The sequence below is a fragment of the Flavobacterium aurantiibacter genome (assembly GCF_002251775.1).
Classification (GTDB): Bacteria; Bacteroidota; Bacteroidia; order Flavobacteriales; family Flavobacteriaceae; genus Flavobacterium; species Flavobacterium aurantiibacter.
Genome location: NZ_NOXX01000120.1, coordinates 1 through 11,412, shown reverse-complemented (window position 1 = coordinate 11,412; position 11,412 = coordinate 1). Strand labels below are relative to the sequence as shown.

Annotated in this window: 10 protein-coding genes; 7 read left to right on the top strand and 3 right to left on the bottom strand. The window is 41.1% G+C overall.

From position 1 onward, the window contains the following. A partial coding sequence (locus CHX27_RS02065) for a hypothetical protein (protein WP_133063391.1) occupies positions 1 to 411 on the bottom strand: 411 nt, incomplete at its 3' end. A 679-nt stretch (positions 412 to 1,090) separates the two neighbouring features. Between CHX27_RS02065 and pheT the strand changes: the two genes are divergently transcribed. After that, entirely contained in the window at positions 1,091 to 3,493 is a 2,403-nt protein-coding gene (gene pheT, locus CHX27_RS02055; protein ID WP_094485105.1) for a phenylalanine--tRNA ligase subunit beta, read from the top strand. Positions 3,494 to 3,666: 173 nt separating this feature from the next. Then, a complete protein-coding gene (locus CHX27_RS02050) occupies positions 3,667 to 4,377 on the top strand; it encodes a hypothetical protein (RefSeq protein WP_094485104.1) in 711 nt (236 codons plus the stop codon). Positions 4,378 to 4,380: 3 nt separating this feature from the next. Here the strand turns inward: CHX27_RS02050 and CHX27_RS02045 are convergent, their stop codons facing one another. Further along, positions 4,381 to 4,836: a hypothetical protein gene (locus tag CHX27_RS02045; protein ID WP_133063390.1), complete on the bottom strand. Its 456-nt coding sequence runs from the start codon at positions 4,834 to 4,836 to the stop codon at positions 4,381 to 4,383. A gap of 24 nt (positions 4,837 to 4,860) precedes the next feature. Then, positions 4,861 to 6,576 (bottom strand): DUF885 domain-containing protein, encoded by a 1,716-nt coding sequence (locus CHX27_RS02040; protein ID WP_094485102.1) that lies wholly within the window; start codon positions 6,574 to 6,576, stop codon positions 4,861 to 4,863. A 129-nt stretch (positions 6,577 to 6,705) separates the two neighbouring features. Between CHX27_RS02040 and porX the strand changes: the two genes are divergently transcribed. From porX to CHX27_RS02015, 5 genes are all read left to right on the top strand, one after another. Next, complete coding sequence (porX, locus tag CHX27_RS02035; RefSeq protein WP_094485101.1) at positions 6,706 to 8,262, top strand: T9SS response regulator signal transducer PorX; 1,557 nt, start codon at positions 6,706 to 6,708, stop codon at positions 8,260 to 8,262. Next, entirely contained in the window at positions 8,262 to 8,672 is a 411-nt protein-coding gene (gene tsaE, locus CHX27_RS02030; RefSeq protein WP_094485100.1) for a tRNA (adenosine(37)-N6)-threonylcarbamoyltransferase complex ATPase subunit type 1 TsaE, read from the top strand. Before porX ends, tsaE begins: the two co-directional genes overlap by 1 nt. Positions 8,673 to 8,741: 69 nt before the next feature. Next, positions 8,742 to 9,935 (top strand): alanine dehydrogenase, encoded by a 1,194-nt coding sequence (locus CHX27_RS02025; protein ID WP_094485099.1) that lies wholly within the window; start codon positions 8,742 to 8,744, stop codon positions 9,933 to 9,935. Positions 9,936 to 10,098: 163 nt separating this feature from the next. Continuing rightward, positions 10,099 to 10,476 carry a DUF4258 domain-containing protein gene (locus CHX27_RS02020; protein ID WP_094485098.1) on the top strand — a complete coding sequence of 126 codons (378 nt, stop codon included), beginning with the start codon at positions 10,099 to 10,101 and terminating at the stop codon, positions 10,474 to 10,476. Positions 10,477 to 10,720: 244 nt separating this feature from the next. Then, the gene (locus tag CHX27_RS02015; protein ID WP_094485097.1) at positions 10,721 to 10,921 is read left to right on the top strand and encodes a hypothetical protein; all 201 of its coding nucleotides are present in this window, start codon (positions 10,721 to 10,723) and stop codon (positions 10,919 to 10,921) included. Positions 10,922 to 11,412 lie beyond the last annotated feature (491 nt).

Below are 11,412 nucleotides of genomic sequence, written 5' to 3'. Positions count from 1 at the left end.
AGTCGAAAAATGACTAACTTTAGTTTTTATCGGACAGTAGTGATTTTCTTTATAATATTTTAGCCATTCTGGAAATTTTGAAATGCCTAATTCAGAATAATGTGATTCAGGAATGATAGCAACTAATCTATTGTTAGGTTGTAATCTAACTTTCATTGAGCCATCTAATTCTTTCTTTTTGATAATGAACTTTCCATTATTATCAATCTTAAATGATCTAGCGTAATCTAAAGTCAATCCAGCTTGCGAATCTATGTATATAAAACCAAAATTATGAGAACCAACAGAGTCAGCTTCAAAGGCAACCCATTTGTCTTCACTTTGAACAAATTTTGTATTAAAAACAAGTTTGTCTTGCGCAAAGCAATTTAATGTTGATAGAAAAAGAATAGTTAAAAGTATGTTTTTCATATTAAGCGGTTTTAAAATGGTTGGCAACTAGATAATTAGCAAAATCCCTTCCATTTTCTCAATCTTCAAAAACAAGATTAATCTATTTAAAAACAGCAAATTGCACCAATAAATTTATGCGTATTTTGAATCTGTTAAATCGGACACTTGTTTCGCTTTTAGTCTAGGTTATTAAAAAATTGATCTTTTTTATCCTTTGCTAATTTACGCGTTTCTCCGCTCCCAAAACTACCTATTTATAGGTATTTTTTACTAACGCACGTATTTTTTGCAACGACACGTTTCTGCGCACTTTCCCGCACAAGGGATTGCAACGGAAAGCCGTAACGCGAAAGGGAGATTGAAGCTGGTTTTGGTGCAGCGACTGAAAGAAGCTGTGCAAAAACCGTAGCTGAAACGCCGTTGCGTGTTGCGCCTTGAAGTGAAAAGCCCGACCTGCCGCTGCACGAACTTCCACCAAACACCTGCGGCAGGATGTGCCCAGAAAAATACGATTCATGTAACACGTTCTTTAATGTCAAGGATCTGAAAATGAATGCGTCGCAGGTGGGTGTTGCAAACCCCTGTCCTAGCCTGCCCTTTTTGCCGCGTTGTGGCCGCTATTTTTTTTCATTCCAAGCCCAATTCGCAAGTCGTGTTTGAAATTAGGTGACTATATTTGCGCAGATTTTTTATTGCTATGAGAATTTCCTACAATTGGCTGAAACAATTTTTGAAAACCGACCAAAATCCGGACGAACTCGCCGTAGTGCTCACCGATTTAGGTCTTGAAGTGGAAAGCGTAGAAGCTTTTGAATCGGTTAAAGGCGGACTGAAAGGCGTGGTTGTGGGACATGTACTTACCTGCGAAAAGCACCCCAATGCCGACCGTTTGAAAGTAACTACCGTTGATGTGGGTGAAGCTTCTCCGCTACAAATTGTGTGCGGTGCCAGCAATGTTGCCGCCGGACAAAAAGTTCCTGTAGCCACTATCGGCTCGGTTTTGCATACGCACAGCGGCGAATCGATTACCATTAAAAAAGGAAAAATTAGAGACGTTGAAAGCTTTGGCATGATTTGCGCCGAAGACGAAATTGGCCTCGGCAGCAGTCACGACGGGATTTTAGTGCTCGACAGCAAACTGAAACCCGGAACCGCACTCGCCGCCATCTACAATATTGAAAGCGATTTCATTTTCGAAATCGGATTAACTCCAAACCGCGCCGATGCCATGTCGCACCTCGGCGTAGCTCGCGATTTACGTGCCGGCTTGCTCCAAAAATCGAGCGTTCCGGAATTGCAAACCCCATCGATTTCAAGCTTCCGCGTCGACAAGCGCACACTCAAAATTGATGTAAAAGTAGCCGACAGCAAACTGGTGCCTCGCTATTGCGGCGTTACCATTTCGGGCGTAACCGTAAAAGACTCGCCGACGTGGTTGCAAAACAAACTTAAAGCTATTGGCTTAACGCCGAAAAATAACGTGGTAGACGTTACGAACTACGTATTGCACGAACTCGGACAACCGCTGCACGCCTTCGATACCGCGAAGATAAACGGTCAGAAAATAAACGTTCGAACGGCCACAGCTGGGGAGAAATTACTCACACTCGACGATCAAGAACGCGAGTTGCACGAAGACGATGTGGTAATTGCCGATGCGCAAAATCCGCTTTGCTTGGCAGGTGTTTTTGGTGGAAAAAATTCGGGTGTATCGAACGAAACCACGGCAATTTTCTTGGAAAGTGCGTATTTTAATCCGGTTTCGGTTCGCAAAACAGCCAAACGACACGGTTTGAGCACCGATGCCTCGTTTCGATTTGAACGCGGTATTGATCCGAACATTACAGAATATGCATTAAAACGTGCCGCTTTATTGATTCAAGAAGTGGCTGGTGGCGAAATTACTTCGGATATCATCGACATTCATCCCAAGAAAATCGAGCCGTTTACCGTATTTCTGAACTTACAGAAAGCACAGAAAATCATCGGACAGCAAATTCCTGCCGATACAATTAAGAAAATACTTGCTTCGCTAGATATCAAAATCAATAGCGTAACCGATACCGGTTTGGGATTGTTGATTCCACCGTATCGTGTTGATGTTCAGCGTGAAATAGACGTTATCGAAGAGATACTTCGCGTGTACGGCTACAACAACATTCAGTTTTCAAAGAAATTGAACGCTACTGTTGCGAATTCGCCAAGAACGGAATCGTTTAAATTGGAAAACAGCATCGCCACACAATTGGCTGCCAACGGTTTCTATGAAATGATGGCCAATTCGTTGACATCGCCGGAATATGCTTCGGAAGATGCTGTCAAATTACTGAATCCGCTTAGTTCGGATTTAGCTGTATTGCGCACCAATATGCTCGATTCGGCTTTGGAAGCCGTTGCCTACAACAGCAATCGCAAGAATAAAGATTTGAAGTTTTTCGAATTTGGAAAAGTATATCACACCAATAACGGTGCGTACCACGAAGCCAAAAAACTAACCTTAGTAATAACTGGAAATAGATACGGCGAAAACTGGATTACTCCAGCACAACCGACCTCGTTTTACGAAGTGAAAGCCATTGTAACAAATATTCTCAAACGCTTAGGAATTGATCGTTACGACAATGAGAGTTTCAGTTCGGAATCGATTAGCGAAGGTTTGCGTTTGTTTGATCGCGAAGGTACGTTAGCTAGCATTGGCTTGGTTCACGGAGCATCGTTGAAAAAGCACGGCATCAAACAAGCGGTTTTTTACGCCGAACTCGATTGGGAAGCCGTTTGCAAGCGCGTTACCACGAAGTTAAAGATTACCGACATTCCAAAATTCCCAGAAGTGAGTCGCGATTTGGCACTGCTGCTCGACGAGTCGGTTTCTTTTAACGATTTGGCTCAAGCCGCTAAACAAACCGAGAAAAGTTTGTTGAAGTCGGTTGACTTATTCGACGTTTACGTAGGCGAAAATTTACCTGCTGGCAAAAAATCGTACGCATTGAGCTTTGTTTTGCAAGACAAGGATAAAACGCTGACTGACAGTCAGATTGACAAAGTAATGTCGAAATTAACCGACGTTTTCGCGAAGCAATTCGAGGCTACGTTGCGCTAATCGTGCTGTAACGGCTGTTTTTTAAGGCAAAGTTTCGCTGAGCAGACGCTGCTTTTTCAATTTTTTATGGAAAAGTAGTTAAAAAAGCTAGCCAACTAAACGCCAACACTTTAACATCTGTTTATTTCAACAGCTTCATTTACTTCGCTATTTTTATAAAAACTTTTGAGTATATGAAAATGCCTGTTGTCGATTTAGAAAAATCCTTGAAAGACCTTCGCAAGAAGGAAGCCTTGCATGTTGAAAATACGATCCGTGCGATTTTTGAGAACTTAGATCGCGAACGCGCCGACATTAAAGCGCGTATCGAAAACTCAGATCGCAAATATCAAACTCTCTTTAAGCAAGAAAAATTAGATTTGTCGCGCGTTTATAGTTTGGAGTCTATTCGCGAATTGGCGCTGTCGTACCGTTTACGCTTTTTGCCGTCTTCGCTTTTCATCAGCGGAATTCCGGAAGATACCATAACTAAAGTTCGTGCGCTAGAGAAAGAGCACGATACTACGATTAGCTCGTTTTTTATTTTGGCGCCAGCAAAATCGTTTAAGTTGAAAAGCTACGACGATCCGTTGTTGTTTACGTACATCGGAGATGGTTTGTACTACCTTATCGACAAATGGGGAACCGATTTAAGTGCTGTGCGTAAAATACAAGCCTTTCCGCTTCGAAACCTGAATACGTTTTTGTTTACCTGCGTAGTTGTATCGATTTTACTGACACTTTGCGCACCGATTTCGCGATTGGGGGAAACGGTTCCTATGGCTGGTTTCATTTTGTTTTTGTTCATGTTTAAATCGGTTATTGCCGTGGCGGGTTACTGTTTGTTTATGAACAAACAGAACTTGAGTTCGGTGGTATGGAATTCGGATTATCGAGAAGAATAGCCCTTACTTGTAAACGACCGGTGAACATTGAGCAAACTTGATCTTAGGTTTGATCGGAAAATTATACGTTTTCAAAAATTCAGAAAGCAGTTGCTGAAAGGTAGCTGCTTTTTTTGCGTCTAGATTTTTGAAATCGAATAAGAAGTAATCAACGGTACCGTTTTCATTGAAGTAGATCCGATTGAAACCGCGGGTTTGTTGCTCCCAGCTGAAATCAGATTTGGCTAAAAACGAACCGAACTCGGCCAGCATATTTTGATAAGCTTCCGTAAAACTGCGTTGCTCGTCTTCTGTCTTAAACACCGCCAAATCGAGATTGGTATGAAGTGCACTTTTGTAGCGTGCGTCGAGGTCGCTCACTTTATTGCCTTGTGCTTCGTAGGCGCCAAAACTGCTTACTACTTGCGACAGGCTATGCTGCGACAAGCAAAGAATGCATATTAGAAGTACTTTTCTCATAATCATTTTTTAAAAAGGCAGCTCCTACTCCAACATTGCTGCACGAATCAGCGGGACGGGCGCACTTCCGTACGACAAAAACTGTTCGTGGAATTGCTTTAAATTGAATTTGTTGCCCATTTTCTTACGATACGCTGCACGTAATTCCACGATGTCCGAGAATCCGGTATAGTAGCTGCACAATTGTACTTGCGACAAAGTGGCGCGTTTCCATTTGCCTTCAGCTTCCGCGGTTTGTTGAAAAGCTTCGCGCGTAAGCAAATCGATTACTTGATTTTCCGACCAATTTTTGGTGTGAATTCCCACGTCGATTATTGTATTGCACGTACTGCGTAAATTCCATTTGTAGTACATCAACCACATTTCTGGTGTGGCTTTATAGCCGTTTTCGAGCATCATCAACTCCGTGTAAACCGCCCAACCTTCGATCATAGCGCCGTTGCCAAAAAGCGATTTTACCAAACTTTTCGATTGATTACTATACACCAACTGTGCGTAATGTCCGGGAATGGCTTCGTGGATATTCAAAATTTGTAAAGTGTAATTGTTGTATTCACGCAGGTATGATTCGGCTCGGGCAGCATCCCAACCAGATAAACTTCCGACGTTGTAATACGTATTTCCTTCAATATCGTACGGACCCGGCGATGAAATCGATGCACCAGCCACACCTGCCATATACGCCGGCTCTTTTCGCACAACTAGCGGTTTGGTAGAGTCGATATAAATGAGCTGCTTTTCGCGAACAAATCGTTCTAATTCTGGAATTTGCTTCTCAATAGCCGATTGAAATTCTTGTGGTTTTACATGATCGAGCGAAAGTACATCAATAACTTTTCGAATGACCAAAAGTTCATCGGTTGGCATTACTTCGTTTTTCATGTACTTTGGCCAAAGCTCTTTTGCAAGGTTATACATGCGCGCGTGCAATGAATCCTTATGTTTAAGTGCTCGTTCGTAAATTTCTTTAGATGAGAATGTTGAATTAATTTCTAAATCAAATTTCTTTGCGTATAAATCGGTTCCTAAACGAAAGCTTCTAAAAGGTCCGTTGCGTTTGCTTTCTAAAAATTGTACGTAAGAGGTAACTGCTTCTTCAGCGGCTTCACAGGCTTTTAAATACTTGTCTTTTTGATTTTTTGACAGTGTCGAATTCTTGAAAAGCTCCGGCAAATCCGTTGTAAATACCGACTTAGCCGCGTCGTTTTGCGCAATAGCTAATTCGAGGTGTTCTTTGGTTACTTGTTTGAGATTTTCGCGTGCTGCAGCATAATACTCAGGAACAAACTGCAAACGATATGCGAGTTCATTAATTTTCTTCGTGTTTTTAGCATCTACAGTAGTGAGAATTTCTGAAAACTGTCCGCAGGCGTTGTATTCGGCCGGATTCCATTGCCAAGACTTGAGTTCTTTCACAGAAAATTCGATTTGTGCCAGCAGATTTTTCAGCAATTCACAATCGATTTTATTCAAAGTACTCAAATCGTTTGTATCGAAATCTTGTAATTTTTCACGTTGATTTTCAACGAATTCCAACATTTTAGCTCGAGATTCGGCGTTCGGAACTACCAGTAAACTGTCGTAAGCATGATTTCCGTTCGCCACAGCAGCTTCCGGATTTAACTTCCAGTAGGCATCAATAAAACTGTTTTTGTAGGAATCAAATTCGGTATCTCCCGGACGATCTTTTAAACACGAAACCAATAGTAATGCTGAAAAAAGTAGCAGATATTTGCGCATGAAAAAATGTTTGTTCTTGTAAATTTATCAAATTTAAATGAAATACTTACGTGCATACTTTTTGAGCTTTATTATAGTTTTAAGAAAGTATGACATCCTTACTTTTATCTTGCAACAAAAATTGAGCGTATGAGTGCTATCAAAATTTTATGGGTTGACGACGAGATTGATCTTCTTAAACCTCACATCATGTTTTTAGAAAAAAAGAACTATCAGGTAACCACCTGCAACAACGGTAGAGACGCCGTTGAGCTCTTTGAAAGTGGCGATTTTGACATCGTTTTTTTGGATGAAAACATGCCCGGTATGAATGGCTTGGAAACGCTCGCCGAAATGAAAGAAAAGAAATCGGCAGTGCCTGTAATCATGATTACCAAAAGTGAAGAAGAGTACATCATGGAAGAAGCTATTGGTTCGAAAATTGCCGATTATTTAATCAAACCCGTAAATCCGAATCAGATTTTATTGAGTTTGAAGAAGAATTTAGATCACTCGCGTCTCGTTTCTGAAAAAGCCACTCTCGATTATCAGAAAGAGTTTCGAAAGATATCTATGGAACTCATGCAGGTAAATACGTTTGAAGATTGGACCGACCTTTACAAGAAGTTATTGTTCTGGGAATTAGAGTTGGAAAATATTGAAGATCAGGCGATGATTCAAATTTTGGAATCGCAGAAAGCAGAAGCCAATTCGCAATTCGGAAAGTTTATTGAGCGCAATTACGCCGAATGGATGCAGCCCAAAGCGGCCCGTCCGGTTTTATCGCATACCTTGTTTCGCGAATTAGTTGTTCCGGAAATCAAAAAGAAAGAAGCACCTATATTGTTTGTGGTGATTGATAATTTGCGATACGACCAGTGGAAAGCCTTTGAATCGACCGTTGGGAATCATTACAAATTGGAGAAAGAAGTGCCGTATTTCGCCATTTTACCTACAGCCACGCAATACGCGCGCAACGCCATTTTTAGTGGATTACTTCCCGTAGAAATGGAAAAGCAATTTCCGCAATATTGGAAAAACGATATTGATGAAGGAGGAAAAAACTTGTATGAAGCAGAGTTTTTAACGGAACAAATTCGTCGTTTGGGTTTGAATATTAAACAAGAGTATTTCAAGATTACGAATTTAGTTTCGGGTAAGAAATTGGTAGACAGCTTTAAGAGTTTGAAAGGTCACGATTTGGTGACGGTTGTTTACAACTTTGTAGATATGCTTTCGCATGCAAAAACCGAAATGGACGTGGTTAAAGAACTTGCCGGAGATGATAAGGCCTACCGTTCGTTAACTCAAAGTTGGTTCAAGAACTCGCCGCTGTTGGAAATCATTCAACAGGCACAAAAGCTTGGTTTTAAACTGATTATCACTACGGATCACGGTACAATTAACGTTAAGAATCCTTCGAAAGTGATTGGTGATAAAAATACGTCGCTGAACTTGCGTTATAAAACGGGTAAGAGTTTAACGTATGAGGAAAAGGATGTGTATGTGGTGAAAGATCCGAAATCTGTTGGCTTACCCACGATTAACATGTCGAGTTCATACATTTTTGCAAAAAACGATTTGTTCTTAGCGTATGTGAATAACTTCAATCATTACGTGAGTTACTACCGGAATTCGTACCAACACGGCGGAATTTCGTTGGAGGAAATGATTGTTCCTTTTCTCGTTTTCAATCCAAAGAATTAATGGAACTGACTTTTTCTTTAGACGATTTGCCTGCGGCGGCGAGCTTTATTCTGGCAAACGCCCAGCATCGTATTTTACTTTTTGACGCCGAAATGGGTGTTGGAAAAACTACCTTGATTCGCGAACTCGTTTTTCAATTGGGTGGCGGTCGCGTGGGAGGAAGTCCGACGTTTTCTATTGTAAATGAATACGAGATTGCGAACGGAGCTGCCGCGTATCATTTCGATTTGTATCGCTTAAAATCGGAAGCCGAAGCGCTTGATTTTGGTATTGAAGAGTATTTTTACAGCGGATCATACTGCTTTATTGAATGGCCGGATAAAACGCCGAATTTAATTCCGAATTCCAATACGTTGATTTCGATTGAATTATTGGAAAATGGCGATCGGAAGCTTCAAATTAGGAATTAAAAAAATGTAAACATTCGTTAAAAACATCTATCGGATTGTTTAATTTAGGGCGGCCTAAGCAAATGCACTATGTCGATTACACCTTTTACGCACCAACAGCTGCTTCCGCAAGAAGAAAAGCTCGAAATAAGCAAGCAAAAAAGCGAATTGTTTATTGGAATTCCGAAGGAAACGCGTTTTCAAGAACGTCGGATTTGCTTGACACCTGATGCTGTAAATTCGTTGGTTTCGCACGGACATCGCGTTATTTTGGAAGCGGGCGCTGGTTTGCATTCGTCGTACAGCGATAAAGAATATTCGGACGCTGGCGCGGAAATCACGCACGATACCAAGAAAGTGTTTTCGTGCCCGATGATTTTAAAAGTCGAACCGCCAAGCATCGAAGAAATTGAAATGATGAAACCCGACAGCTTGTTGATATCGGCTGTACAACTAAAAACACGTCGGAAAGAGCATTTCGAAGCCTTACAAAAGAAAAAGATTACCGCTCTTGCTTTCGAATTCATTAAAGATTCGGATGGTTCGTATCCGGCAGTTAAGTCGTTAAGCGAAATTGCGGGAACAGCTTCAGTATTGATTGCCGCAGAACTAATGATCAACGATACTTTAGGGAAAGGGTTGTTGTTTGGCAATATTACAGGCGTTCCACCAACGGATGTGGTTATAATTGGTGCCGGAACGGTGGGCGAATTTGCCGCAAAAACGGCCACTGGCTTAGGTGCCAATGTAAAAGTATTCGACAATTCGATTACCAAATTACGCCGATTACAGAACAATTTAAACGTTCCGATTTTTACCTCGACCATACAACCTAAAGCACTTTTAAAAGCCTTACGCCGCACGGATGTTGCCATTGGAGCCATGCGCGGTAAAGACCGTTGTCCGGTTGTTGTTACCGAAACCATGGTTGAACACATGAAAAAAGGCGCCGTGATCGTTGATGTGAGCATAGACACCGGTGGATGTTTTGAGACTTCGGAAATAACTTCGCACGAAAAACCCACTTTTGTCAAGTACGATGTTATTCACTATTGTGTTCCCAATATTCCGTCGCGATACAGTAAAACAGCATCGTTATCGATTAGCAATATACTTACGCCCTATTTACTTCAGATTGCGGAAGATGGCGGTATTGAAGCGGCAATTCGTTGCGATCAAGGATTGAAACACGGCGTGTACCTATATCACGGAATTTTTACAAATAAAACCGTTGCCGATTGGTTTAGTTTTGCGTACAGCGACATTAATTTGATTGTGTTTTAAGTTCTGAATTTGAATTGATTAAATACGATTTATTGAATATTTTATTTAATGGATTTCTAGTTATTTTACTTGCTCGGAAATGCTTGCAATGGCATTGTTAAATTGTACAAAAAGCTGCACGAGGCACGTATTTATTTAAGCTATTTTTGCAAAAAATATCAGCATGAAGTTTTACCAACGTTTAGCCTATTATTTATTTGGATGTACAATCGGCGCCATTTTTGTGTATTACATGATTGGCGGGAAAGATGTGGGTTGTTCGTATTTTCCGAATGCGCGTGTTTTGAAGGACATTCGTCGTAAGCCAGCTGTTTATAGCGATTCGGCTCGTATGCTGATGCAAGTTTTAAAAATTGATACGGCAGATGTTCGGAAAATCATGACGTATGGCGACGTTGATTTTGGCCGTAGTAACAAACCTACTCAGGGCGGAAAACTCTACATAGTTGAAGGTCGAAACAAGCAAAACGAACCGATTGAAGTTGCGGTGGTGAACGGATCGGAAAAAGTTCTGATAAAATCGTTTACTAAATTGAAGTAAAGTTCCTTTTCGTGCGGACGTAATTTCGTGCACTTATTTGCGTGAGGGATTGCAGCGGCATCCCCCAATGGCAATTGGGGATAGAGCGGAAAGCCCGACGGCGCCCTTACGGTATTGGCTAAGACAGTTGCGCCGGCACGCCCAAAACCGAAAAAAGCCTCAAATAAAAAGTATTTGAACGATTGTTAAAGTAGTTTATTCGCTGCTGAAATCCCGTATTTTTGAACGAAACAGTATTTACGGTATGCCTAAGCGAACATCGATAAAAGACGTGACGGATCTGGAAGATTTAAACGATTTGAATGAAATTGTGCACGACAAACGCGTGAACAAGCGCGATAATTCGAAAAAAGAGCGTCGTAACCGTCATTATGTCAAGGTTTTAATAAAATCGCAATTGCGAAATCCGGAAACCGACAATTCGTACGGCGAACGCCTTCCCTAGTCTATGAACCTGACTTCGATTAAAAATCTTTGTCAGAACGCTTGAAATGAAAAGATTGTGCAATCAAATTGCAACCGAAATGAACAACTTCCAGGCTAAACAGATTAACGGCTGCTTACTTCGTTTGATTTTTTTGCGATACTATAGTATCCCAATAAAAATCTACCTGTTATACCAATTGGATCTATAAAACAGCCTATTNTCAAGGGAACTTACCGCCATTTTAACCTTGCATTGGGCATTTTTCAAGTTGCGTTTGTGCCTGAGCTTGTTGAAGGCTGGTGCGATTTTTTGGTGGCTTGATACGTTCTGTGTTTTCCTCAACGGTACCCTATTGCGCAAAATTCTGTGAGGTTCAGTGTTTTCCGTGCGCTTAAAAAGCTGTTACGTGAGTTTATCGAAGGCTGGTGTAAAGACTTTTAAGTATTAAGATTGGAGTATTAAGGCTTCGATGAATTCACCCTTTTACGAATCATGTACCCAGCTTAACC

What these genes read in the sequence shown, in the direction of transcription:
- pheT (WP_094485105.1), top strand. Translation starts at nt 1,091, where the DNA reads ATGAGAATTTCCTACAATTGGCTGAAACAATTTTTGAAAACCGACCAA.
- CHX27_RS02050 (WP_094485104.1), top strand. Translation starts at nt 3,667, where the DNA reads ATGAAAATGCCTGTTGTCGATTTAGAAAAATCCTTGAAAGACCTTCGC.
- CHX27_RS02045 (WP_133063390.1), bottom strand. Translation starts at nt 4,836, where the DNA reads ATGAGAAAAGTACTTCTAATATGCATTCTTTGCTTGTCGCAGCATAGC.
- CHX27_RS02040 (WP_094485102.1), bottom strand. Translation starts at nt 6,576, where the DNA reads ATGCGCAAATATCTGCTACTTTTTTCAGCATTACTATTGGTTTCGTGT.
- porX (WP_094485101.1), top strand. Translation starts at nt 6,706, where the DNA reads ATGAGTGCTATCAAAATTTTATGGGTTGACGACGAGATTGATCTTCTT.
- tsaE (WP_094485100.1), top strand. Translation starts at nt 8,262, where the DNA reads ATGGAACTGACTTTTTCTTTAGACGATTTGCCTGCGGCGGCGAGCTTT.
- CHX27_RS02025 (WP_094485099.1), top strand. Translation starts at nt 8,742, where the DNA reads ATGTCGATTACACCTTTTACGCACCAACAGCTGCTTCCGCAAGAAGAA.
- CHX27_RS02020 (WP_094485098.1), top strand. Translation starts at nt 10,099, where the DNA reads ATGAAGTTTTACCAACGTTTAGCCTATTATTTATTTGGATGTACAATC.
- CHX27_RS02015 (WP_094485097.1), top strand. Translation starts at nt 10,721, where the DNA reads ATGCCTAAGCGAACATCGATAAAAGACGTGACGGATCTGGAAGATTTA.